We start from the raw sequence: 22,408 nt of genomic DNA, 5'->3' as shown, positions 1-22,408 counted from the left end.
GCTAATCGAAATCTCATGCAACAGCCGCGACAATAGGCGCCTTCCCCCACGAAAAGGCTGCCTGCGCCCATGTCGCGAACCTCGCTGACCCGCTTCCTGATCGAAGAACAGCACGCCGGCCGCATCGGCCCGGAGCTGCGCCAGCTCATCACCATCGTCTCGCGCGCCTGCAAGCGCATCTCCATCGCGGTCAGCAAGGGCGCCCTGGGCGGCGTGCTCGGCGACGCCGGTACCGGCAACGTGCAGGGCGAGGCGCAGAAGAAGCTGGACGTGCTCAGCAACGACATCCTGCTCGAAGCCAACGCCTGGGGCGGGCATCTGGCCGCCTGCGCGTCGGAAGAGATGGACCACAGCCAGCCGGTGCCGGACAAGTATCCCAGCGGCGATTTCCTGCTGTTGTTCGATCCGCTGGACGGCAGCTCCAACATCGACGTCAACGTCTCCGTCGGCACCATCTTCTCGGTGCTGCGCGCGCCGCCCGGCACCGACAAGCCCGGCGACGAACACTTCCTGCAGCCGGGCACCGCCCAGGTCGCCGCCGGCTACTGCATCTACGGCCCCAGCACGATGCTGGTGCTGACCCTGGGCCACGGCACCCACGCCTTCACCCTGGAACGCGAGGAAGGCAGCTTCCTGCTGACCCAGGCCGACATGCGCATTCCCGAGGACACCGCCGAGTTCGCGATCAACATGTCCAACCAGCGCCACTGGGAAGCGCCGATGCAGCACTACGTGGCCGACCTGCTCGCCGGCGACGAAGGCCCGCGCGGCAAGAACTTCAACATGCGCTGGATCGCCAGCATGGTCGCCGACGTGCACCGCATCCTGACCCGCGGCGGCATCTTCATCTATCCGTGGGACAAGAAAGACCCCGGCAAACCCGGCAAGCTGCGCCTGATGTACGAAGCCAACCCGATGGGCCTGCTGGTCGAACAGGCCGGCGGCGCCGCCAGCACCGGCCGCGCGCGCATCCTCGACATTCAACCCGACCAGCTGCACCAGCGCGTGCCGGTATTCCTGGGCTCGAAGCACGAGGTGGCCGAGGCGGTGCGGTACCACGTGGAGCACGACCAGGCGCAGGGCTGAGTCTTCGCTGCGCATTGCCGGGGAGACACCAGCTACTGGCATCCCCGGCAAACGCTCCGGCGCGCTGCACGAGAGGCGTGTTAGCTGGAACAAGCAACGCCACTTCGCAATTCGGCGCAATGCACACCTGGCAACGGGGGATGAGCGGCATGAACTGGAGCAAGGTCTTCAAGTACGCCGGTGTGCTCTTAGTCGTGCAATTCGCTCTCGGATTGGCCGAGGGGGTTTTCTTCCCCGAATTCACGACGAATATTGCGTTTTTGCGCCTCAAAGCGGCAGTTTCATTCTCCGTGTGCGCGGGGATATTCGCACATCTTTCCGCCCGCCAGCCCGTCAAGCCGTTCGCGCATGCCTGGGCCGCGTTGTTCCTTCAAGCGGTTACTTCTAGCGTCGCCGCCTGCACGCCGGTTCCCGCTCGCTGTCGCCGGGCGCAGGCCTGACTGCGGCATGCACCGCCGGCAAATCGTGCGGCGCTACGTGAGCGGGCGGACGACCGCGCTCCCCGCATGGTGTGCGTACCCCACCGTTGCTACGATGTGGCGCCACTTCCCGCGAGCCGCTGCGCCATGAGCCTGCATGTCTGGTGGATGTTCCTGCTGACCGTGTTCGTGTTGTCGGGCACGCCCGGGCCGAACATGCTGCACGTGATGACGCGCAGCGTGCGTTTCGGCGTGCGCCGCAGCCTGCTGGCGGTGGTGCTGGTGCTGCTGGCGTCGGCAGCGGGCCTGGGTGCGGTGCTGGAGGCGTCGCCACGCGTGTTCGAGGTGCTGCGCTACGCCGGCGTCGGCTATCTGCTGTGGCTGGGCATCGCCGCCTGGCGCAGCGGGGAGGCGCCGCTGGACCCGCAGAGCGCACCGCCCCTGGCCGCGTCGCTGTCGCCGCTGCAGCTGTTCCGTGGCGGCCTGGCGATCGGACTGAGCAATCCCAAACTGCTGTTGTTCGCCGCCGCGTTCCTGCCGCAGTTCGTCGACAGGACCCAACCGCAGTGGCCGCAGTTCGCGATCCTGGTCGCCACCTTCGCCGCATGCGAGCTGTTCTGGTACGCGGTCTACGGCATCGGCGGACACGGCATCCGCCGCTCTCTGTCCCGGCCCGGCCTGCGTCGGCTGTTCGACCGCGTCGTCGGGACCATCTTCATCGGCTTCGGCATCGTGCTGTTGCGCTTCCGGCCGCAGTAGAGGGCAGGAGCGAGCAGGAGCGCGGCGACGGACGGGACGCCGAAACCCGCCGTCGATTGCCTTGCACGCGATTGCGTTGGCAGGTACATCTTCACTCTGGCCAGGCCGCTTCGGCGCTCGGTCTGGCGACGGCATCAGGCGACCCACACATGACATGGCCCTTCGCATACCAAAACGCATCGCTGGAGTTCGAGCGCTTCATGGTCGATGCGCGCGACTTTTCGGATCTGGCGACCACCAACATGGCCTGGAACATGGTGGTCGGCGTGCTGCATACCTTCCGGCGTCGCCTCACGGTCGAGCAAGGGCTCCGTTTCGCCGACATCCTGCCGCCCGTGCTGCGCGCATTGTTCGTAGAAGGCTGGGACAGCGAGGCGCCGATTCTGGCGTTCGGCCCGGACGAGGAGTTGTTGGCGGAAGTCCGTTCGGTTCGCGCCGCGCACAATTTCGCCCCGCCCAACGCGGTGCGGGCCGTCGCGCAGGCATTGCGCAGGCATGTCGACAACGTGGAGCTGGACCGGATACTGGCGACGCTGCCTGCCGGTGCGAGCGCGTTCTGGTCCATCGCGCCGTCCGTGCGCGGCGCCTGAGCCTGCCCAGGAAGGCACCATTCAACTTGGAACGCCCCACCTTGCGAGAGCGGCAGGGAACAGGAGTGCGATGAACCAGACGGTCTTCCTCATGTTCTTCTTCGCCACAGCGCCGGTGGCGCTGATGCCGAGCGTCATTTCCTGGTTCACCCGGCACAAGGCGCGCCGGGTGATCGTCGCCGCCAACCTGGCGCTGTGGGTGCTCATCTTCTTCGCCGCCAGAAGCTTCACGCTGGGCACATCCAGCAAGTTCCAACTGCCGACGCTGCTGGCCCTGGTCGCCTGGCTGGTGTTGCTGGGTTACGCGATCCGCGGCAGTGCATCGCCGCCGAAAGCGCGGTAGCCATGCCCGAGCATCCTGCAAACCAAGTCCTTCAGGGCCGCTCCACAGCGACGGAAGCCGGTACCGATAAAACGATCGCTCCGGCCAGTGCGGTAGACAAGTCCTGACTTCGAGATCCGGATACGCTCTCGCTGCAAGGCCCGCTGGCATCATCGCCGGACGATCGAATGCGCAGGGAGCGCTGCATGGATGTCCAGCTCAACCTGTCGCAGAGCGCACAGGATTTCCAGACCAGGGTCTGGCCGCATATCGCCTCGCATCCGCGCATCGGCGGTGGCGAATTGCACCTGGTCGAGGCGAACGTGGACACGCCGCTGGCGCTGGACTTCGATCTGCTGGCCGGGATCGATGCATGGCAGGTCGTGGGCAACCGCATCGGCATGCGCAGCATCGCCAGCCGGGTCCAGTGGGGGCCGGATCGCAAGACCTTCTCGATCCGCTACCGAAAGCCCAGCGGCGCCGAAACCGAGTACGAAAAGCGCCTGGCGGCGATCAAGCATCCGGAGCTGGGCCTCACCTATCCGCACCTGACGGTGCAGGCGTTCCTCGACAGCCGCGGCGGCAAGGTGTTGAGCGCAGCGGCCATCACCACGCAGCACCTGATCCTGCAGGCAGAAAAATTGCTCGGCTGGGGCCGCATGGCGGACGGTGGCGATACCCGCTTCGGCCTGCGGCAGCTGCAGGACGGCACGGCGTTCCTGTACATGAGCTGGGACTACCTGCAGCATACGGACATTGCCCAGCACCTGACCATTTTCGCTCCGCAAGCGGACGCGGCCGGCTAGGCCGCGCCCAGATCCTCGCGCAACCGCGCCAACGCGCGCCGCGCATCGCCCACCACCAGCGGCGCCGGGACCGCCAGCATCAGGTTGAGCGGCAGGCCGAATTCCTCGAAGTGCCAGCCGTGGGTGTCGACGCGGCCGTCGGCGCCGATCGCGCCGGGATGGCGGGCGCGGATACGCTCGGCGAAGCTGCCGTCGTCGGGGATGTAGCCGTACACCGGCTTGCCCAGCGCCACGGCGTAGCCGACCTCGAAACAGGTGCCGCTGTCCGGCTCCGGGCCGCGGAAGAAATCCAGGTTGGCCAGCACCGCATCGGCCTGCGCGATCAGGCCGATGTTGGCCTGGTAGATCCAGCGCGCCTGCGCGGCGGGGTCGGCGATCTGCGCCGGTACCGCCTGGTCCAGCGGGAACAGGCCCTCGAAGCCGAACCCGGCGCACCACTGCTTCAAGGTTTCGCCGCGGGCGGCGGCATCGGGACGGAACACGTCGGGGCCGGCGAGGTACAGCGTGCGGATCATCGGCGAGGGCAGGGTGGGCAGCGGGGCGATCATTGTCGGCGCGCACTCGGATGGATGCCAACGGCGCAGCTGCGATATCGCGGGATCGCTGGTAAGGTCGCGCGATGTCCGAACCCACTGCCGATTTCATCGAAGTCTTCGACGACGCCATGACCCGCGAGGACTGCGCCGCGATCATGCGCCGCCTGCGCGCCAGTTCGCAGTTGCAGCCGGGCGAGGTCGGCAGCGGCGTGTTCCCCGAGCTCAAGCACAGCCGCGACCTGCGCATCAGCGGCCTGGAGCCGTGGCGCGACGTGGAACAGCGCCTGCAGCAGGCGGTGTTCGCCGGCCTGCTCGGCTATCTGCGCAAGTACCCGCAGGCGCTGATCTCGCCGCTGATGCTGCAGGTGCCCGGCGCCGACGGCCAACCGCACCGGCTCGGCGCCGACGATTTCGCGCTGCTCGACGACGCGGCGCTGTCCAACCTGGCCCGCACCTGCCTGCGTCCGGGTGCGATCAACCTGCAGTGGTACGCCGCCGGCGAGGGCGGCTATCCGTACTGGCACTGCGAACTGTACCCGCGCGATCCCGGCGCCGAGACCCTGCACCGGCATCTGCTGTGGACGCTGTACCTCAACGACGATTTCCAGGACGGCGAAACCGAGTTCCTGTTCCAGCAGCGCAGGATCGCGCCACGTGCAGGCAGCCTGCTGATCGCGCCGACCGCGTTCACCCACACCCATCGCGGCAACCGCCCGCATGGCGGCGACAAGTTCATCGCCACCAGCTGGATCCTTTTTCAATCGGCGCGGGCGTTGTACGGCGGGGAGTAGGGAGTCGGGATTGGGGATTCGCAAGAGCGGGGCGGCGGCTGTCCGCTGCCCAGCCTTCGTCTGGCTGCAGGCTGGCGCACGTCCTCGTCGCCAGCCGGATCCTTTCCGGTCAACGCGGCCGGTGACGTCCGGGATTCGGATGTCAGCGGCTACTGCGGCAAGCCCGCAGGTGCTTTTACGAATCCCCAATCCCGACTCCCCACTCCCCGCCTCAAAACAACACGCCCTGCGGCGAGGGCGCGCGCGGCGGCAGCGGCCTGACGAAGCGGCTGCAGTCCAGCGGCCGGCGCGTGCGTTCCGCGTAGCCCAGCCGCTTGTGCGCCAGCGCGAAGCGCCGCGCCAGCAGGTCGGCATAGACGCCTTCGCCGCGCATGCGCTTGCCGAAGCTGGCGTCGTAGTCCTTGCCGCCGCGCAGCTGCTGCACCGTGCTCATCACGTGCGCGGCGCGGTCGGGATGGTGCGCCTGCAACCAGTCGCGGAACAGCGGCGCGACCTCGTGCGGCAGGCGCAGCAGCACGTAACCGGCGGAGTCGGCGCCGGCGGCATGCGCCGCCTCCAGCACCGCTTCCAGTTCGTGGTCGTTGATCCACGGGATCACCGGCGCCACCATCACCCCCACCGGCACTCCGGCCTCGTGCAGGGTGCGCATCGCGCGCAGCCGCGCATGCGGCGCCGAGGCGCGCGGCTCCAGCCGCGCCGACAGACGCGGGTCCAGCGAGGTCACCGAGAAATGCACGCTGACCAGGTGCTCGCGCGCCAGCGGCACCAGCAGGTCCAGGTCGCGCTCGACCAGCGCGTTCTTGGTGATCAGCGAGAACGGATGACGGGTTTCCCACAGCACCTCGATCAGCCGCCGGGTCAGCTGCAGCCTGCGCTCGATCGGCTGGTAGGCATCGGTGTTGATGCCCAGCGCGATCGGGCTGGGCACGTAGCCGGGCTTGGCCAGTTCGCAGCGCAGCAGCTCCGGCGCATTGGTCTTGGCGAACAGGTGGGTCTCGAAGTCCAGCCCCGGCGACAGGTTGAGGTAGGCGTGGCTGGGGCGGGCGAAGCAGTAGCTGCAGCCGTGCTCGCAGCCGCGGTACGGATTGACCGACTGCGAAAACCCCACGTCCGGCGACTGGTTGCGACTGATGATGCTGCGCGCGGTCTCCTCGCGCACTTCGGTGCGCAACCGCGGCGCGGCGAATTCCTCGCTGTCGTCGGGGTGCCAGCCGTCGTCCTCGGCCTGGCTGATGGTGCGTTCGAAGCGGCCGGGCAGATGGCTGCCGGCGCCGCGTCCCTTGATGGCCGTGCTCATCGGCACAGGCTACGCCGCTGCCGTCTCGGCCGCTGCGACGACGGGCGGATGCCGCTGAATCTTTCAGCGCCACGCGCAGGAGCCGCGCCGGCCCCGTAGAATCCGCCGATGTTCGTATTCGCGACCCTGCAGAGCACCTGGGACTGGCTGACCGGCATTCCCCATTTCGGCGCCTATCTCACCGCCGCCTACCTGCTGTACATCCTGTGGCTGAGCGGCTGGATCGTGCTGCAGAAGCGCGAGCCGGCGGCGACGCTGAGCTGGGTACTGTCGCTGGCGGCGCTGCCGTACTTGGGCTTCGTCATCTACTACCTGCTCGGCCCGCAGAAGGTGAAGCGGCAGCGCCTGCGCCGCGGCCGCTCGCGCTCGGGCATGGAGCACTACAGCAGCGTGTGTCCGCCGGACGCGGACTGCACCGAGCTGGCCAAGATCGCCCAGGCCACCACCGGCCTGGCGCCGAGTTCGGCGACCCGCGCGCAATGGCTGGTGGACGGCGCGGCCACCTACGATGCGATCGTGCGCGACATCGCCGCCGCGCAGCACCACGTGCACCTGGAGTACTACATCTTCAATCCCGACCGCAGCGGCACGCGCATCCGCGACGCGCTGGTCGAGCGCGCCCGCGCCGGGGTCAAGGTGCGCCTGCTGCTGGACGCGGTGGGCTCCTCGCAGGTGCGCAAGCGCTTCCTGCAGCCGCTGCTGGACGCCGGCGGCGAGGCGGCCTGGTTCCATCCCACCCAGTTGCTGCGTCCTTTCAAGTTGAAGCGGCCATGGGTGAACCTGCGCACCCACCGCAAGATCGTGGTGATCGACGGCCGTATCGGCTTTACCGGCGGCATCAATGTCACCGACGAGGAGAACGAGGCGCTGCGCTCCGATGCCTACCGCGACCTGCACGTGCGTTGCGAGGGCCACGTGGTGCGCAGCCTGCAGCTGGTGTTCGTCGAGGACTGGCTGTATGCCACCCGCCAGGGCCGCGACGCTTTCGACATGGCGCAGATCTGGCCGCACGACATGCCCGGCCGCGACGACGGCGCGATCCAAGCGCAGGTGCTGGTATCCGGCCCGGATTCGTCGTGGGAGAGCATCCACCGCATGCAGGTGGCGGCGATCTACGAGGCGCAGCGGCGGGTGTGGCTGGTGACGCCGTACTTCGTGCCGGGCGAGGCCGCACGCATGGCGCTGACCTCGGCCGCGCTGGGTGGGCTCGATGTGCGCCTGCTGGTGCCAAAGCGCAGCGATTCGCGGCTGGTGACGCTGGCGGCGCGCTCGTATTTCGACGAGTTGCTGCAGGCCGGGGTCAAGATCTACGAATACGGCCCGCGCATGCTGCACAGCAAGGCGCTGATCGTCGACGAGGAACTGTGCATCGTCGGCAGCGCCAACTTCGACAACCGCAGTTTCCGCCTCAACTTCGAAGTCTCGGCGATGTTCCGCGACCGGCAGATGACCCAGGAGCTGGCCACGCTGATCGGCCGCGAGATCGCCGATGCGGTGCAGGTGCGCGACGACCGCAAGCGCTCGCTGTGGCGCTACCGGTTGCCCGAGGCGATGGCGCGGCTGACCTCGCCGCTGCTGTAGGCGCGTCGTCGATCCCCGGACAGGTCGCGCCTTGCTTGCGCGTGCCAGGGAGCGGGGACGTCCACGCCCGGGCCACGAAGCCGCCTGGGCCGTATACGAGCGTGACCCTACGGGCTCCGCTCGAATGGCGGCAAGGCGCCCGTTCCGGCGCTTCGCCGTGGAACCGCTCGCCCGGGCAGCGCTACACTGCGTGCATCCTTGGGGAGATCGTCATGTACTGGCTTTTTCTGCTGCTCGCGCTCGCTGCCTTCGTCCTGGCGTTCTCCACGCCGCACATGTCGTTGCTGGTGCTGGCCTTGTTGGCGGCGCTGGGATTCCTGCTGGCCTGGGCGCGCGGCTGGTACGTGGCCAAGATCGGCGACGCCAGCCAACGCGATGCGGCACCGATGATCGATCCTGCCGAGCTGCGCCGGCTGCGCGAACAGGCCGCGGCGCGCCGCGCGGCCGCCGCCGCCAGCGACGACGCGATCTCCTCGTAGGCGCCGCCCGCCGATGACCCGACTCAGCGTCAACGTCAACAAGATCGCGGTGCTGCGCAATTCGCGCGGCGGCGAACTACCGAGCGTGCTAGAGGCGGCGCGCGCCTGCCTGGACGCCGGCGCGCATGGCATCACCGTGCACCCGCGCCCGGACCGGCGCCACATCCACGCCGAGGACGTGCTGGCACTGGCCGAGCTGACCCGTGCACGCGGCGTGGAATTCAACATCGAAGGCAATCCGTTCGCGCCGCCGCGGCCGGGCTATCCGGGGCTGATTCCGCTGTGCGCGCAGGTGCGCCCGGCGCAGGCCACCCTGGTCCCGGATGGCGACGGCCAGCTGACCTCCGACCATGGCTTCGACTTCGCTCGCGACAGCGAACGGCTGCGTCCGCTGATCGCCGAGCTGAAAGCCCTGGGCTGCCGGGTCAGCCTGTTCGTGGATGCCGACACCCCCGACCTGGCACGCGCCGCCGAACTCGGCGCCGACCGCGTCGAGCTGTACACCGGGCCGTATGCGGAAGCGTTCGACCGCGGCGACGCCGCAGCGCCGGCCGCCTTCGCCGAGGCCGCGCGCCGCGCGCAGGCCGCTGGGCTGGGCGTCAATGCCGGCCACGACCTGGCCCAGGCCAACCTTGGCGTGTTCCTGGCCGCGGTGCCGCAGGTGCTGGAGGTGTCGATCGGCCACGCGCTGATCGGCGAGGCGCTGTACGCCGGGCTCGATGCCACGGTGAAGGCGTATCTGGGGATCCTGGCTGCTGCGCGGTAGCCCATCTGCGTTTCGAGCACAGACGGGAGCTTGTGGGGGAGTCTCTGGGGAGAGCAGGCCATCGGCAACGGCCGAACCTACCGAACCCGAGGCCGTCGGAGCCAATGGCCTGGGCCGCCCCGCTGCGAATCGCCATGCCAATTACGACCTGTGGGAGCGACTTCAGGCACCTCTAACAACCCCAAAAGCTCGGCTAAAACGCTCGCAAGTCATTGATACGCATAGCGTGCAATTTGGGGAATTAGGGTTATTAGAGGTGCCCTTCAGTCGCGACGGGCCTTATCGATAAAGCCCGTCGCGACTGAAGTCGCTCCCACAATGGGTCCGACGGCGCATTGCCGGACCTGCGAGCAGTCGCATGCCGGCGTCGATCTCCTGCCGGTTTGCACGACGCCGCCCAAAAAAAACGCCACCGTTGCCGGTGGCGTTGCAGTCGCGTCATGACTGAGGTGTTGCGGCAGAGCTTATTGCTGCACGAAGCCGATCTTTTTCATGTCCGAATTCTTGGCGGCGGCCAGCACCTTGGCCATCACTTCGTATTCGGAATCCGGATTGGCATCGATGCGCAGTTCCGGCTGGTTGGTCGGATCGCGCTGTACTTCGTTTTCCATCATCTGCGGAAGCGCCGTCACAGCCACCGGGCTGTTGTTCCAGAAGAGCTGGTTCGACGCATCGATGCGCAGATCGATCGGCGGCGGCGGGTCGCGCAACTGCGGCGGCGGGTTGATCACTCGCTGCGGCAGGTCCACGTCGATCGGGTAGGTCATGATCGGCGCGGTCACGATGAAGATGATCAACAGCACCAGCATCACGTCGACCAGCGGCGTGACGTTGATGTCGGCCATGGGACCACGGCCGCCTCCTGAGCTGAATGCCATGGCTCAGTTCCCCTTCTCTTTGGTCGCAACGAAACCCACGTCCAGCATGCCCTGACCCTGCGCGATCTTGGTGATCTCGTTGATCGTACGCATCTTGGTCGTGCGGTCGCCACGCAGGTTGAGCGGCGGCTGCGGGGTCTGCTGGGCAGCGGTGGAGAAGCGCGATTCCAGGGCTTCCTTGGAAATCGGCTCGTCGTTCCAGTACAGCGACCCGTCTTCCTTGACCGCCAGCGTGATCGGATTGGAACGTTTTTCGTCCTTGTCCGGATCCTGCTTCAGGTTGGCTTGGGGCAGCTCCACCTTGACCTTGTGGGACATCAGCGGTGCCGTGATGATGAAGATGATCAGCAGCACCAGCATCACGTCCACGAGGGGCGTGACGTTGATGTCGGCCATGGGGCCGCCGCTGTTACCACTACTGAAAGCCATAACGGGCTCCGTTAATCGTTGCGTGGACGACTCGACCGCGGATCAGCGAACGCGCGAACCAGTGGCGAAGAAGTCATGCAGGTCGTGGGCGAACGTATCGAACTTGGCGATCGTCGAGCTGTTGACCTTGCTGAAGAAGTTGAACGCGAACACGGCCGGGATCGCGACGAACAGACCGATCGCGGTCATGATCAGCGCTTCACCCACCGGGCCGGCAACGGCGTCGATCGAGGCGGAGCCGGTGGCACCGATCTTGATCAGCGCGCCGTAGATGCCCCACACCGTACCGAGCAGACCGACGAACGGCGCGGTCGCACCGACGGTGGCCAGCAGGGTCATGCCCGACTGCAGCTTGGTGCTTTCGCGGGTCACGGCCTGACGCAGGGCGCGGTCGACGAACTCCGAACGGCTCAGGGTCTCGCCCAGGCCGGTGCCGGCACCGGCTTCGGCGCGCTGGTGGTGCGCAGCGGCCTGTGCGGCGTCGAGCGCGATCTTCGAGAACGGCTCGCTGGCCGGCTGCTCTTCCATCGCACGGATGGCGTCCTGCGCGTTCGGCGTATCCCAGAACAGGCTGGTGACGCGGTCGGCCTGGCCCTTCAGACGGGTGGCGCGGAAGATGTTGATGACGGTCCAGTACCAGGACGACGCCGACATGATGATGAGGGTGATGAGCACCACCCAGGAGACGGCGAAGTCACCCGGCTTGGAGGTCATCTCGGTGATCAGGTGCTCGAAGCCCATCTGCGACAGGGCGTTCGATGCGTTGTTGCCCCCCGCAGCAGCGGCGATGAAAATTTCCTGCAGCATGACGCTTACCTTTGTTGTGTGTGGTGATGAGGGTGGTGCAAAGAGTAGACAGGGCCTGCAGACCGGCGGGTGCGCCGGCCTGCTGCCTTTGTATCAGTTCAGCGCGAAGTTGACCGGTACGCGGACGCGGCCGGCGGTCTTCTGTCCATTGACGACAGCGGAATTGAACCGCCACTTGCGCGCTGCTTCCATGGCGGCGCGGTCCAGATCGCGATTGCGGCTGGATTTCTCGACGGCGACGTTGGTGACGTTACCGTTTGCATCGACGTCGATGATCAGGATCACCTCGCCTTCCGCGCCCGACCGGAATGCGGACGGCGGGTACTTCGGCGGGTTCATGTTCTTCGACGAAATATCGACGCTGGCGCCGATGTCGGTCGCGGCGGCAGGCGGCGCAGGCGGCGACGGCGGCGTGGCGATGTCTGTTTCGCGCGGCGTCGGCACGTCGATCACCGGGGCTTCCGGCGGCGGCGGCAACGGGGTCGGCTTCGGCGGCGCCAGGTTCTTGACCGGCGGCGGCGGCGTCTCCGGCGGCTTCGGCGGCGGCGGCGGCGGGGGGGGCGGCGGCGGCGGGGCGTCGACCAGGGTGACGACGATGTTGCGTTCCTTCTCCGCTGCCGCCTTCGGCGCAACGGCTGGAATCAGCAACAACATCAGCGCTGCCAGATGCAGCGCGATTACGAAGGCAATACCGATGATGCGCGGCCAGCTGAGGCCGGAAGCTTCATCTCTGTCGTAATGCCGATTGATGACCAATTGTTCCGTCATGCGCCAATGACTCGATTTAGGGGGGCCGGGATTCGCGAAGAATCTGAATCCCAGTTCACGCGGCTTGACACCGCAGGAACCTCCAAGCTTATACCAATCCCTGCGACCTGCACTACTTTAAGCACTGGTTTTCGGGGGCTTTTTTTGCTTTTTACTTCAGATTGATGATCTTCTTGGCGTCTTCCGGCTTCTTGACGCCCTTGGCGAGCGCCTGCTGCGCGGCCTGCTTGGCTTCCGCGGTGCGGCCTTCCTGGTGCAGCACCTTGGCCAGGTTCAGATAGGTTTCGCCGTCCTTGGACAACGGCGCGGCCTTCTGCCAGTTCTCGATCGCCTGCGGCACCTGGTCGGTGTAGTAGTACGACTGCGCCAGCGCCAGATAGGTCTGGTAGTCGGGCTTGAGGATGCCCTTCTGCAGGCCTTCGTTGATGACCGAGATGACGTCCTTTTCCTTCTTGTCGGTGTTGGCGTAGATCGAGTACAGCTGCTTGTACTCCTTCTCGTCGGTCAACTGCCCGGCCGCACGCAGCTTGTCCATCACCGCGGCGGCCTTGTCCATCTGGTCGGCCTGCATGTACATGCTGGCCAGGTTGAGCTGGGCCTTCTTGTCGTTCGGCGTCTTCGCCGCCAGCGCCTCGGCGGCCTTGACCGCTTCGCCGGTCTGGCCGGCGGCGGCATAGGACGCCATCAGCAGCTGGTTCCAGCTGTCCTTGGGCTGCGGCGAGGCGGCGATGGCCTGCTGCAGCACCGGGATGGCCTCCTGGTAGCGCTCGGTCTGGTACAGCGCCTGGCCCTTGAGGATCAGGTCTTCCGGACGGGTCGACTTGGATTCGGCCAGGAACTTGTCCAGCGAGGCCAGGCCGGCGGCGGTCTCGTCGTCCTGCAACTGCAGCTGCGCCAGCATCAGCATCGACTGGAAGTGGCCGTTGTTGTCCAGGCCGTTGAACTGGATCGCCTGCTGCAGGTACTGCTTGGCGGCCTTGCTGTCGTCCAGGTTGTAGGCGGCCTGCGCGGCCAGCTGCGCGGCGATCGACTTGTCGTATTCGTTGGCCGCGGTATTGGCCAGGATCTCGTCGGCCTGGCTACGCACGCCGGCGTAGTCCTCGCCCTTGTTGTAGGTGTCGATCAGCTTCTGCAGCTTGCTGCCGAGCTTGGCCGACGGCTTGCCGGTCGGCTCCTGGCGGGTGGCGTTGGGGAACATCACCGCGGCCTTTTCGTTCTTGGACTTGCGCGAGGAGCGCTGCTCGGAGCGATCGGACTGCGCGACAGCATCGGTCACCACCGCGCCGCCGAGGGCAGCAGCGATCACCAGGGACAACAGCGCTTGCTTGCGAATACTGAATTTCATGGATCACCTCGGTGGAACCGCCCTGAGCGGCACGGAAGACGGAGCGGCCATCCAGGGCCGAGCCAGCAAAACTAACAGAAACCTGTACGCGGTGAAAACGTTTTTAGGACGCATTGCCGTGCACAGCTCACGCGCATGCACGGCGGCGCCGATGCGCTCAACCGCACTTCGGCGTACGCCCGGCACTGCGCGCCTGCGCATACACGGGCTCAAGCGTAGCGACATCGCGTTGCAGTTCGCCGATGCGGGCACTGGGATCGGGGTGGGTGGACAACCATTGCGGCGGGCGCTGGCCGCCGGCGGCCATCATGTTCTTCCACAGATCCACCGCCTGCGCCGGGTCGAACCCGGCCTGCGCCATCAGCCGCTGGCCGACCACGTCGGCCTCGCTCTCCTGGATGCGCGAACCCGGCAGCAGGAAGGCGGCCTGCGCGGTCATGCCGCCGACCTGGCCCACCGTGTCGGCCGCGGCGCTGCCGTAGCGCGCGCCGGCCAGCGCTCCGAGCACGCTGAGGCCGGTCTGGGTGCCCATCTGGCGGGTGATGCGTTCTTCGTGGTGACGCGAGATCACGTGGCCGATCTCATGGCCGAGCACCGCCGCCAGCTGATCCTGGTTCTTGGCCACGGTGAAGATGCCGCTGTTGACGCCGACCTTGCCGCCGGGCAGCGCGAACGCGTTGGGTTCCTTGTCGTCGAACAGGGCGGTTTCCCAGGCGGTGCCGCGCCACTGCGCCGGCAACTGCGCGACCAGGGCATCGACCACGCAGCGTACATAGGCATTGCGCTTCGGGTCCTTGTCGACCGGTTCCTTGGCCTTGGTCTCGGCGAAGGCCTTCAAACCCAGTTGATCCAGCTCCTGCTGCGACACGCCGCCCACGACCTGGGTGCGCCCGGTCGGCGATGTGGTCGTCGCGCACGCTGCCAGCAGCACCGCGATCGATGCCCCCAGTACAACACTCTTCATACGGGTCCCCCTATGACACGCATCGCAGTGTGGTGGCACATGTCTTAACTTTTCGTCAAACAAATCTTCAAGTTGTGCCAAACCAGTACAAAGCCGCGACCGCCACGGCATTGTTCAGCCCGTGCGCGGCGATCGGCGCCCACAACGTGCCGGTGCGCTTGTACAGCCATGCGAACGCGGCGCCCATGCTGCCGTAGACCAGCCACAGCTGCAGGGTCTCGGCCACGCCATTGCCGGTGGTGCCGGGCAATTCGTGCACCAGTGCGAATGCGGCGCCGCTGAGCGCCATGCCCAGCCGCGGCCGCCCGGCATCCCACAGGCGCCCGAACAGCACGCGGCGGAACAGCAGTTCCTCGTAGGCCGGCGCGATCAGCACCGCGAACACGACCAGGAACAGCGGCATCTGCGTCATCGCGTCGCGCATCAGCGGCAGGTTGGTCGGCACCGGCTTGATCCCCAGCTGCGCGCCGAGGTTGGACAGCACGCTGCTGCCCACGAACACCGCCACCGCGACCAGCAGCACCCAGCCCCAGGTCGAAGGCACGCGCGCGGCCTGCCACGAGGCGCGGCGCTCGGCCGCGCTGGCCGGACGGCGCAGGAAGTACAGCAGCAAGGCCGCGGACAGAGTGCTGACCAGGGCGATCAGCAGCTGCGCCAGCGCCCCCGGCTGGCCGAGATGGGACGCGACGGTGCTGGCGAGCCGATCGGCGGGAATGCCCTGCGCACGCAGTTCCATGGTGACCTGGAAGCCGCGCACCACGCCCCACACCAGGCCGGACAGCACGCTGACGGCCAGCAGCACGACCGCGGCGAGCAGCACGTCGAGGACGAAGCCGAGCACCGGCTTGCACCAGCCGGACGGCGGCGCGGAATCGGTGAACGGGGGCGGGGCGGGCGTAGGCGACGGCAGCGAGGTCATCGCGTTCCTGGGCGAGAGCAGGCTAGGGGAGCGCAACGATGCCGGCCCCGGCGCGGGCCGGGGCGGCGCTGCCGCGTCAGATGTCGAGGTTGGCGACCTTCAGCGCGTTTTCCTCGATGAAATCGCGGCGCGGCTCGACCACGTCGCCCATCAAGGTGCTGAAGATCTGGTCGGCGGCCACCGCGTCTTCGATCCGCACCTGCAGCAGGCGGCGCGAATCCGGGTTCACCGTGGTTTCCCACAGCTGCTCGGCGTTCATTTCGCCCAGACCCTTGAAGCGCTGGATCTGGCGGCCCTTCTTGGCTTCGTCGAACAACCAGGCATGGGCCTGGGCGAAGCTGTTGACCGACTGGGTCTTGTTGCCGCGCACGATCTGCGCGCCGGTGCGGACCAGTCCGTTCAACGCCAGCGCGACGTCGCGCAGCGGGCGCAGTTCGCCGCTCTCGAACACCGCCATCGGCAGCACCTGGGTCAGCTCTTCGCCCATGTGGCGGCGTACCGAGATCAGGGTCGGCGGACGCTGTTCGGTGCCCGGCTCGAAGCGCAGCTGATAGCGGGCGGTGCCCAGGCTGCCGCGGTTGAGCACGGCCTGCAGCGCGTCCAGGGTCGGATGCTGCTCGCCCTCGGCCTCGAGCTGCGCCACGTCCAGCGGCGGCAGGTCGATCAGCGCGGTCAGCAGCGCCGGATCGTAGCGGTGCGCATTGCGCGCCACTGCGTCGTTGGCGCTGGCGAACAGCAGCAGCAGCTTCTCCAGCGCGCTGCCGGTGATCGGCGGCTCGTCGCTGGCCGGGATCAGCGCCGCACCCTCGACCGCGCTGTTGGCCAGGTAGGCGTTGAGCGCGTTGTCGTCCTTCAGGTACAGCTCCTGCTTGCCCTGCTTGAGCCGGTACAGCGGCGGCAGGCCGATGTAGATGTAGCCGCGCTCGATCAGCTCCGGCATCTGCCGGTAGAAGAACGTCAGCAGCAGGGTGCGGATGTGCGCGCCGTCGACGTCGGCGTCGGTCATGATGATGATGCGGTGGTAGCGCAGCTTGTCCGGGTTGTACTCGTCGCGGCCGATGCCGGTGCCCAGCGCGGTGATCAGCGTGCCGACCTGGTCGGAAGCGAGCATGCGGTCGAAGCGCGCACGTTCCACGTTGAGGATCTTGCCGCGCAGCGGCAGCACCGCCTGGTTCTTGCGGTTGCGGCCCTGCTTGGCCGAGCCGCCTGCCGAGTCGCCCTCGACGATGAACAGCTCCGACAGCGCCGGATCCTTCTCCTGGCAGTCGGCCAGCTTGCCGGGCAGGCCGGCGATGTCCAGCGCGCCCTTGCGGCGGGTCAGGTCGCGCGCCTTGCGCGCGGCCTCGCGGGCGCGCGCGGCATCGACGATCTTGCCGGCGATGGCCTTGGCCTCGTTGGGGTTTTCCTGCAGGAATTCCTGCAAACGGGCACCGAACGTGTTCTCAACGGCGGGCTTGACCTCGGAACTGACCAATTTCTCCTTGGTCTGCGACGAAAAGCTCGGGTCCGGCACCTTGACCGACAGCACCGCGATCATGCCTTCGCGCATGTCGTCGCCGGACAGGGTGATCTTGGCCTGCTTGGCGATGCCGTTCTGTTCGATGTAATTGGTCAGGGTGCGGGTCAGCGCGGCGCGGAAGCCGGCCAGGTGGGTGCCGCCGTCCTTCTGCGGGATGTTGTTGGTGAAGCAGAACATCGTTTCCTGGTAGGCGTCGGTCCACTGCAGGGCCACGTCCACCACGATGCCGTTGTGCTCGCCGGTCACCGAGATCACGTTCGGGTGCAGCGGGGTCTTCAGCTGCGCCAGGTGCTCGACGAAGCTGCGGATGCCGCCTTCGTACTCGAACACGTCCTGGCGGCCTTCGCCGCGCTCGTCCTGCAGGGTGATCTTGACCCCGGAGTTGAGGAAGGACAGCTCGCGCAGGCGCCGCGCCAGGATGTCGTAGTGGAATTCGACGTCGCTGAAGATCTCCACCGCCGGCTTGAAGCGCAGCGTGGTGCCGCGCTTGTCGGAAGGCTCGAGCTGCTTGAGCGGATACTGCGGCTCGCCCAGCTTGTATTCCTGCTGGTAGTGGTGGCCATCGCGCCACACGTCCAGCCACAGGTGCTCGGACAGGGCGTTGACCACCGACACGCCGACGCCGTGCAGGCCGCCGGACACCTTGTAGCTGTTGTCGTCGAACTTGCCGCCGGCGTGCAGCACGGTGAGGATCACCTCGGCCGCGGAGACGCCTTCTTCCTTGTGGATGTCGACCGGAATGCCGCGCCCGTTGTCGGACACCTGCACCGAGCCGTCCACCATGATCTTGACCAGCACGTTGTCGGCATGGCCGGCCAGCGCTTCGTCGATGGAGTTGTCGACCACCTCGAACACCATGTGGTGCAGGCCGGTGCCGTCGTGCACGTCGCCGATGTACATGCCGGGACGCTTGCGGACCGCTTCCAGCCCACGCAGCACGGTGATCTTGCTGGAATCGTAGGTGGTGTTGGCGGGCGAGGTTGGCGGATTCTGTTCTTCGGTCATGCGCTTGCCGTAGGCTCCACGAGTCGGACGACGGCGGGCAGGAGCCCGGTCGCGCCGATGGATAGGGGATTGCAGCGAATTATAGCAGCCCCGGCCCGCCAGCCCCGCGGCGGCTAGGACCGGGCCAGGGCCTGACCATGTTCCACGTGGAACCGCGCTATCGGCAACGCGATATCGGCCAGCGCCTGCGGGGTCTCGGTCGCGGTGACGAACACCTGCGCTGGTCCGGCCTGCAGCCGCTGCAGCACGCGCCGCTGGTGATGCTGGTCCAGCTCCGAGGCCAGGTCGTCCAGCGCGATCACCGGCCACTCGCCGCGCTGTTCGGCATAGTCCTCGGCCTGGGCCAGCAGGCAGGCCAGCGCGGTGAGCTTGGCCTGGCCGCGCGACAGCGCCTCGCGGCCGGGGATGGCGGCGAACTCCAGGCTCCAGTCGGCGCGGTGCGGTCCGACCGAGGTATAGCCGTACTGGCGGTCGCGCTCGCGGTTGAGCAGCAGCGCATCGGCCAGCGGGACCTCGTGGCGGCGCCAGCCAGGGGCGAACTGCAGGTGCTGGATGCCCAGCGCCGGCGCCAGTTCCGGCCCCAGCGCCAGCAGGCGCTGCAGCAGGCGCTCCAGGTAGTGCTCGCGGCGCGAGGTCAATGGCTCGCCGGCCTCCGCCAGTTCGTGGTCCCAGGCATCCAGGGCCGCACCGCCGCCACCGCTCTTGAGCAGGGCGTTGCGCTGCTTGAGCGCCCGTGCATAGCGGCGCCACAACGCCAGGAAGTCTGGTTCCACGTGGAACAAACCCCAATCGACGAAGCGACGGCGCGGTTCGCCGCCGCCGCTGACCAGCACATGGCTGCCCGGCTCGAAGGTGACCACCGCCAGCGCGGCGCACAGCGTGCCCAGGTAGGCCACGTCTTCGCCATCGAGCCGGCCACGCCAGTCCTGGCCGCTGTGGCGCAGCCCGGCACGGCGGCGGCGTGGCTGCGATGGCTCCGCGCCGCGCTCCTGCCATTCGACGAATACGTCGAGCGCCTCCTGGCCCTGGCTGACCAGGCCGTCGCGGACCCGCCCGCGGAAACTGCGGCCGTAGGCCATCAGGTGCATGGCCTCGAGGATCGTGGTCTTGCCGGCGCCGTTGTCGCCGGTGATCAGGTTCAGGCCGGGCGCAGGCGCCAGCTCCAGCGCGGCGAAGCGGCGCAAGTGATGCAGATCGAGGCGGGAGACGTGCATGCGCGGAATCGGGGCGAGGCGCTCGCACCGGGCGCACGCGGGTCGGCTCATCAGGGGAGGGCGGCAGCATACCCAAAGCTGTCGCGAACGTCCTGTCGCGGGCGACGCCTGGCGATCGGGGTTTGGTTCGATGCGGTCGCCGAGCCTGGGGAATGGCTGGTCTTGCGAGGCCATTCGCGCCCAAAGGCGTGTTCCTGGAGACATCAATCGGCAACGGTAAGGCCCCGTCGCGACTGAAGTCGCTCCCACAGGGAGCAGGTCAGGGCGTCAAGAGCGCCGGCTCACCCGGGCAAAAGAAAACCCGACGCGAGGCCGGGTTTCTTGTTGTGTTCCACGTGGAACACGAGCGCTCTGCGCAGGTCACAGACGCAGCGGCATCACCACGTGGCGCGAACGGGCGCTGCTGGCCTCGCGCACCAAGGCCGAGGAGTTGGCGTCGCGCAGCTGGATCACGATGAATTCCTCGCGCAACGCCGACAGCGCGTCGAGCAGGTAGTTCACGTTGAAGCCGATCGCCAGGTCGCTGACCTTGGTGTCGGCCTCGATCTCTTCCTGCGCTTCTTCCTGCTCGGGGTTGTGCGCGCTGATCTTCAGCTGGCCCGGCGAGACTTCCACGCGCACGCCGCGGTATTTCTCGTTGGACAGGATCGCCGCACGCTGCAACGCCGCGCGCAGGGCCTCGCGATCCAGCTTGACCTCGCGGTCGGCGCCGATCGGGATCACCGCTTCGTAATCGGGGAAACGGCCGTCGATCAGCTTCGAGGTGAAGGTGACATCGTCGCGCTTGACCCGCACGTGGCTGCGGCCCACTTCCAGCTCGACTTCGCGATCGCCGCCTTCCAGCAGGCGCTGCAGCTCGGTCACGCCCTTGCGCGGCACGATGATCTGGCGCTTGGCGCCGCCGGCGTTCTCCAGCTCGGTCTCGCACAGCGCCAGGCGGTGGCCGTCGGTGGCCACGCAGCGCAGCGTCTGGTCGCGCAGGTCGAACAGCAGGCCGTTGAGGTAATAGCGCACGTCCTGCTGCGCCATCGCGAAGGCGGTGCGCTCGATCAGCTCCTTCAGCGCCGCTTCCGGCACCAGCACGCGTTCGGTGGCTTCCACTTCGTCGACCGACGGGAAATCGTTGGCCGGCAATGTCGCCAGGGTGAAGCGGCTACGCCCGGCCTGCACGGTGATCTTGTCGCCGGTCTGCGACACGGTGATCTTGCTGCCGTCGGGCAGCGCCCGAATGATCTCGAACAGCTTGCGCGCCGGGATGGTGGTTTCGCCGTCCTGGGCGTCGTCGACCGCGATCCGCGACACCATTTCCACTTCCAGGTCGGTACCGGTCAGCGACAGTTGCCCGTCGTGCACCTGCACCAGGAAGTTGGCCAGAACCGGCAAGGTCTGGCGGCGTTCGACCACATTGACGACTTGCGCCAATGGCTTGAGGAAGGCTTCGCGTTGCAGTGTGAAACGCATGTGGTTCCGTGCCCCTATGCTTTAAAAAGATATGGAATAAATCAAAAGCTTGGTGGTGATGGTAGAGCGATTTTCGGTGCAAAGGTAGCTTAACTATCTGGAATGCAAAGGTTTTTCGCCCCTGCAATCCCGGGTATTACTGCCCCTGAAGGGGTGGGGAAACCTGTGGATAGTTTTGTCGGCGCCGCCGCGCTGCACTTTATCCACAGTTTCTACCGGATTTGTCGCGAAGTCATGCACCGATTTATCAAGCGCCGCCGGCAGCCGCTGGCGCAGGGCGCGCGCGCATCCGGCTGCGCGCGTTTCCGGGCGCCTGCGCGGCGCGGCTACTCGCTCAACTTGCGGATCAACTTGTCCCAGTCCTCGCGCAGCTTGCCGTCGGCTTCCATCAGGTGCTTGATCTGGCGGCAGGCGTGCAGCACGGTGGTGTGGTCGCGCCCGGCGAACGCATCGCCGATCTCCGGCAGGCTGTGTTCGGTCAGTTCCTTGGTCAGCGCCATCGCTACCTGCCGCGGCCGCGCCAGCGAGCGTGTGCGGCGCTTGGACAGCAGGTCCTTCATCTGCAGGCCGTAGTAGTCGGCCACAGTCTTCTGGATGTTGGGGATGCCGATCGCCTGCTGCTGCGCGCGCAACAGGTCGCGCAGCGTTTCCTGGGCGAACTCGGTGGTGATCGCGCGGCCGGTGAAGTTGGCGCGGGCGGCCAGCGTGTTGAGCGCGCCTTCCAGGTCGCGCACGTTGGAGCGCATCTTCTTGGCGATCAGGAACGCCACGTCGTCGGGGATCTCGGCGCCGCGCTCGCGCGCCTTGGCCAGCACGATCGCCGCGCGGGTCTCGAAGTCGGGCGGGTCGATCGCCACCGACAGGCCCCAGGCCAGGCGCGATTTCAGCCGCGGCTCCAGGCCTTCCACCTCGCGCGGGTAGCGGTCGCAGGTCAGGATGATCTGCTGGCGGCCGTCGAACAGCGCGTTGAAGGTGTGGAAGAACTCTTCCTGGGTGCGGTCCTTGCCGGCGAAGAACTGGATGTCGTCGATCAGCAGCGCGTCCACCTGCTGGAACTGGCGCTTGAACTGGTCCATGGTCTTGTCCTGCAGCGCGCGGATCATCGCGCTGAAGAACTGTTCCGAGCGCAGGTACATGACCCGCGCGTTGGGGTTCTGCTCGCGCATCGCGTTGCCGGCGGCGAACATCAGGTGGGTCTTGCCCAGGCCGGTGCCGCCATACAGCAGCAGCGGGTTGTGCGCGCGGTCGCCCGGCTTCTGCGCCGCCTGCACCGCTGCGGCCAGGCCGAGCTGGTTGCTGCGGCCTTCGACGAAGTTGGCGAAGGTGTAGTGCGAGTCGAGGTTGCCGGCGAACGGCTCCAGCAGCGGCGCCGGCGGCGTGCGCGCGGCGGCCGCATCGCTGGCGACCGCGGCCACCGGCTCCGGCGCGCGCGGTCGCGAGCCGACCTGCAACGCCACTTCGCCGCTGCCGGCGAAATAGGTCATCAGCTCGCGGATCCGCGCCAGGTAGCGCTCGCGCACCTGTTCGACGATGAAGGCGTTGGGGGCGTACAGGACCATGCTGTTGTCATGGCGCTGTTCGGCTTGCAGCGGTTTCAACCAGGTGTGAACGTCCTCGGCTGGAAATTCAGCTTCCAGGCGTTCCAGGCAACGGGGCCAAGCATCCAT

Annotated in this window: 23 protein-coding genes; 10 read left to right on the top strand and 13 right to left on the bottom strand. The window is 67.2% G+C overall.

Annotated elements, in window-relative coordinates:
• Positions 1 to 69 precede the first annotated feature (69 nt).
• The 6 genes from NRY95_00115 (at position 70) to NRY95_00090 (ending at position 3,982) form a co-directional block, all read left to right on the top strand.
• Positions 70 to 1,086, top strand: coding sequence for a class 1 fructose-bisphosphatase (locus NRY95_00115; GenBank protein UYC16429.1), 1,017 nt, complete (start codon positions 70 to 72; stop codon positions 1,084 to 1,086).
• A gap of 149 nt (positions 1,087 to 1,235) precedes the next feature.
• Entirely contained in the window at positions 1,236 to 1,526 is a 291-nt protein-coding gene (locus NRY95_00110; GenBank protein UYC16428.1) for a hypothetical protein, read from the top strand.
• Positions 1,527 to 1,652: 126 nt separating this feature from the next.
• Entirely contained in the window at positions 1,653 to 2,264 is a 612-nt protein-coding gene (locus NRY95_00105) for a LysE family translocator (protein ID UYC16427.1), read from the top strand.
• Positions 2,265 to 2,413: 149 nt separating this feature from the next.
• Positions 2,414 to 2,854 (top strand): DUF2267 domain-containing protein, encoded by a 441-nt coding sequence (locus tag NRY95_00100; protein ID UYC16426.1) that lies wholly within the window; start codon positions 2,414 to 2,416, stop codon positions 2,852 to 2,854.
• A gap of 70 nt (positions 2,855 to 2,924) precedes the next feature.
• Positions 2,925 to 3,197 (top strand): hypothetical protein, encoded by a 273-nt coding sequence (locus NRY95_00095; GenBank protein ID UYC16425.1) that lies wholly within the window; start codon positions 2,925 to 2,927, stop codon positions 3,195 to 3,197.
• Between the two features lie 185 nt (positions 3,198 to 3,382).
• Positions 3,383 to 3,982, top strand: coding sequence for a hypothetical protein (locus tag NRY95_00090; protein UYC16424.1), 600 nt, complete (start codon positions 3,383 to 3,385; stop codon positions 3,980 to 3,982).
• On the opposite strand, the gene NRY95_00085 is transcribed toward NRY95_00090, so the two are convergent.
• The gene (locus NRY95_00085; protein ID UYC16423.1) at positions 3,979 to 4,530 is read right to left on the bottom strand and encodes a nucleoside 2-deoxyribosyltransferase; all 552 of its coding nucleotides are present in this window, start codon (positions 4,528 to 4,530) and stop codon (positions 3,979 to 3,981) included. The two genes, NRY95_00090 and NRY95_00085, sit on opposite strands and share 4 nt — an antisense overlap.
• A 71-nt stretch (positions 4,531 to 4,601) precedes the next feature.
• On the opposite strand from NRY95_00085, the gene NRY95_00080 reads away from it, so the two are divergent.
• Positions 4,602 to 5,309, top strand: coding sequence for a 2OG-Fe(II) oxygenase (locus tag NRY95_00080; protein UYC16422.1), 708 nt, complete (start codon positions 4,602 to 4,604; stop codon positions 5,307 to 5,309).
• 211 nt (positions 5,310 to 5,520) lie between these two features.
• Here the strand turns inward: NRY95_00080 and NRY95_00075 are convergent, their stop codons facing one another.
• Positions 5,521 to 6,606: a PA0069 family radical SAM protein gene (locus NRY95_00075; GenBank protein UYC16421.1), complete on the bottom strand. Its 1,086-nt coding sequence runs from the start codon at positions 6,604 to 6,606 to the stop codon at positions 5,521 to 5,523.
• A gap of 108 nt (positions 6,607 to 6,714) precedes the next feature.
• Between NRY95_00075 and cls the strand changes: the two genes are divergently transcribed.
• From cls to NRY95_00060, 3 genes are all read left to right on the top strand, one after another.
• Positions 6,715 to 8,187, top strand: a complete 1,473-nt coding sequence (gene cls, locus NRY95_00070; GenBank protein UYC16420.1) for a cardiolipin synthase — start codon at positions 6,715 to 6,717, stop codon at positions 8,185 to 8,187.
• 212 nt (positions 8,188 to 8,399) lie between these two features.
• Positions 8,400 to 8,666: a hypothetical protein gene (locus NRY95_00065; protein ID UYC16419.1), complete on the top strand. Its 267-nt coding sequence runs from the start codon at positions 8,400 to 8,402 to the stop codon at positions 8,664 to 8,666.
• Positions 8,667 to 8,679: 13 nt separating this feature from the next.
• The gene (locus tag NRY95_00060) at positions 8,680 to 9,432 is read left to right on the top strand and encodes a pyridoxine 5'-phosphate synthase (GenBank protein UYC16418.1); all 753 of its coding nucleotides are present in this window, start codon (positions 8,680 to 8,682) and stop codon (positions 9,430 to 9,432) included.
• Between the two features lie 464 nt (positions 9,433 to 9,896).
• Here NRY95_00060 and NRY95_00055 read toward each other — a convergent pair whose 3' ends face one another.
• The 11 genes from NRY95_00055 to dnaA all read right to left on the bottom strand — a co-directional run bounded on the left by NRY95_00055 (position 9,897) and on the right by dnaA (position 22,408).
• Entirely contained in the window at positions 9,897 to 10,310 is a 414-nt protein-coding gene (locus NRY95_00055) for a biopolymer transporter ExbD (GenBank protein UYC16417.1), read from the bottom strand.
• Between the two features lie 3 nt (positions 10,311 to 10,313).
• A complete protein-coding gene (locus tag NRY95_00050; GenBank protein UYC16416.1) occupies positions 10,314 to 10,739 on the bottom strand; it encodes a biopolymer transporter ExbD in 426 nt (141 codons plus the stop codon).
• Positions 10,740 to 10,781: 42 nt separating this feature from the next.
• Complete coding sequence (gene exbB, locus NRY95_00045) at positions 10,782 to 11,546, bottom strand: TonB-system energizer ExbB (GenBank protein UYC16415.1); 765 nt, start codon at positions 11,544 to 11,546, stop codon at positions 10,782 to 10,784.
• 93 nt (positions 11,547 to 11,639) lie between these two features.
• Positions 11,640 to 12,314 (bottom strand): energy transducer TonB, encoded by a 675-nt coding sequence (locus NRY95_00040; protein UYC16414.1) that lies wholly within the window; start codon positions 12,312 to 12,314, stop codon positions 11,640 to 11,642.
• A 151-nt stretch (positions 12,315 to 12,465) separates the two neighbouring features.
• Positions 12,466 to 13,659, bottom strand: coding sequence for a tetratricopeptide repeat protein (locus NRY95_00035; protein ID UYC16413.1), 1,194 nt, complete (start codon positions 13,657 to 13,659; stop codon positions 12,466 to 12,468).
• 157 nt (positions 13,660 to 13,816) lie between these two features.
• Positions 13,817 to 14,623 carry a M48 family metallopeptidase gene (locus NRY95_00030; protein ID UYC16412.1) on the bottom strand — a complete coding sequence of 269 codons (807 nt, stop codon included), beginning with the start codon at positions 14,621 to 14,623 and terminating at the stop codon, positions 13,817 to 13,819.
• Between the two features lie 67 nt (positions 14,624 to 14,690).
• Positions 14,691 to 15,542 carry a CPBP family intramembrane metalloprotease gene (locus NRY95_00025; protein ID UYC16411.1) on the bottom strand — a complete coding sequence of 284 codons (852 nt, stop codon included), beginning with the start codon at positions 15,540 to 15,542 and terminating at the stop codon, positions 14,691 to 14,693.
• Between the two features lie 76 nt (positions 15,543 to 15,618).
• Positions 15,619 to 18,066 carry a DNA topoisomerase (ATP-hydrolyzing) subunit B gene (gyrB, locus tag NRY95_00020; protein ID UYC16410.1) on the bottom strand — a complete coding sequence of 816 codons (2,448 nt, stop codon included), beginning with the start codon at positions 18,064 to 18,066 and terminating at the stop codon, positions 15,619 to 15,621.
• A 113-nt stretch (positions 18,067 to 18,179) separates the two neighbouring features.
• Positions 18,180 to 19,280 (bottom strand): DNA replication/repair protein RecF, encoded by a 1,101-nt coding sequence (gene recF / locus NRY95_00015; protein UYC16409.1) that lies wholly within the window; start codon positions 19,278 to 19,280, stop codon positions 18,180 to 18,182.
• 360 nt (positions 19,281 to 19,640) lie between these two features.
• On the bottom strand, positions 19,641 to 20,741 hold the full coding sequence (gene dnaN, locus NRY95_00010; protein UYC16408.1) for a DNA polymerase III subunit beta: 1,101 nt from the start codon (positions 20,739 to 20,741) through the stop codon (positions 19,641 to 19,643).
• Between the two features lie 326 nt (positions 20,742 to 21,067).
• Positions 21,068 to 22,408 (bottom strand): chromosomal replication initiator protein DnaA, encoded by a 1,341-nt coding sequence (gene dnaA, locus NRY95_00005; protein ID UYC16407.1) that lies wholly within the window; start codon positions 22,406 to 22,408, stop codon positions 21,068 to 21,070.

This window comes from Xanthomonas campestris pv. phormiicola (genome assembly GCA_025666215.1).
Classification (GTDB): Bacteria; Pseudomonadota; Gammaproteobacteria; order Xanthomonadales; family Xanthomonadaceae; genus Xanthomonas_A; species Xanthomonas_A campestris_A.
This window is presented reverse-complemented; position numbering and strand designations above follow the sequence as displayed.

Excerpts from the sequence above, each read along its gene's own strand:
- NRY95_00115 (UYC16429.1), top strand. The coding sequence starts at position 70 with ATGTCGCGAACCTCGCTGACCCGCTTCCTGATCGAAGAACAGCACGCC.
- NRY95_00110 (UYC16428.1), top strand. The coding sequence starts at position 1,236 with ATGAACTGGAGCAAGGTCTTCAAGTACGCCGGTGTGCTCTTAGTCGTG.
- NRY95_00105 (UYC16427.1), top strand. The coding sequence starts at position 1,653 with ATGAGCCTGCATGTCTGGTGGATGTTCCTGCTGACCGTGTTCGTGTTG.
- NRY95_00100 (UYC16426.1), top strand. The coding sequence starts at position 2,414 with ATGACATGGCCCTTCGCATACCAAAACGCATCGCTGGAGTTCGAGCGC.
- NRY95_00095 (UYC16425.1), top strand. The coding sequence starts at position 2,925 with ATGAACCAGACGGTCTTCCTCATGTTCTTCTTCGCCACAGCGCCGGTG.
- NRY95_00090 (UYC16424.1), top strand. The coding sequence starts at position 3,383 with ATGGATGTCCAGCTCAACCTGTCGCAGAGCGCACAGGATTTCCAGACC.
- NRY95_00085 (UYC16423.1), bottom strand. The coding sequence starts at position 4,530 with ATGATCGCCCCGCTGCCCACCCTGCCCTCGCCGATGATCCGCACGCTG.
- NRY95_00080 (UYC16422.1), top strand. The coding sequence starts at position 4,602 with ATGTCCGAACCCACTGCCGATTTCATCGAAGTCTTCGACGACGCCATG.
- NRY95_00075 (UYC16421.1), bottom strand. The coding sequence starts at position 6,606 with ATGAGCACGGCCATCAAGGGACGCGGCGCCGGCAGCCATCTGCCCGGC.
- cls (UYC16420.1), top strand. The coding sequence starts at position 6,715 with ATGTTCGTATTCGCGACCCTGCAGAGCACCTGGGACTGGCTGACCGGC.
- NRY95_00065 (UYC16419.1), top strand. The coding sequence starts at position 8,400 with ATGTACTGGCTTTTTCTGCTGCTCGCGCTCGCTGCCTTCGTCCTGGCG.
- NRY95_00060 (UYC16418.1), top strand. The coding sequence starts at position 8,680 with ATGACCCGACTCAGCGTCAACGTCAACAAGATCGCGGTGCTGCGCAAT.
- NRY95_00055 (UYC16417.1), bottom strand. The coding sequence starts at position 10,310 with ATGGCATTCAGCTCAGGAGGCGGCCGTGGTCCCATGGCCGACATCAAC.
- NRY95_00050 (UYC16416.1), bottom strand. The coding sequence starts at position 10,739 with ATGGCTTTCAGTAGTGGTAACAGCGGCGGCCCCATGGCCGACATCAAC.
- exbB (UYC16415.1), bottom strand. The coding sequence starts at position 11,546 with ATGCTGCAGGAAATTTTCATCGCCGCTGCTGCGGGGGGCAACAACGCA.
- NRY95_00040 (UYC16414.1), bottom strand. The coding sequence starts at position 12,314 with ATGACGGAACAATTGGTCATCAATCGGCATTACGACAGAGATGAAGCT.
- NRY95_00035 (UYC16413.1), bottom strand. The coding sequence starts at position 13,659 with ATGAAATTCAGTATTCGCAAGCAAGCGCTGTTGTCCCTGGTGATCGCT.
- NRY95_00030 (UYC16412.1), bottom strand. The coding sequence starts at position 14,623 with ATGAAGAGTGTTGTACTGGGGGCATCGATCGCGGTGCTGCTGGCAGCG.
- NRY95_00025 (UYC16411.1), bottom strand. The coding sequence starts at position 15,542 with ATGACCTCGCTGCCGTCGCCTACGCCCGCCCCGCCCCCGTTCACCGAT.
- gyrB (UYC16410.1), bottom strand. The coding sequence starts at position 18,066 with ATGACCGAAGAACAGAATCCGCCAACCTCGCCCGCCAACACCACCTAC.
- recF (UYC16409.1), bottom strand. The coding sequence starts at position 19,280 with ATGCACGTCTCCCGCCTCGATCTGCATCACTTGCGCCGCTTCGCCGCG.
- dnaN (UYC16408.1), bottom strand. The coding sequence starts at position 20,741 with ATGCGTTTCACACTGCAACGCGAAGCCTTCCTCAAGCCATTGGCGCAA.
- dnaA (UYC16407.1), bottom strand. The coding sequence starts at position 22,408 with ATGGATGCTTGGCCCCGTTGCCTGGAACGCCTGGAAGCTGAATTTCCA.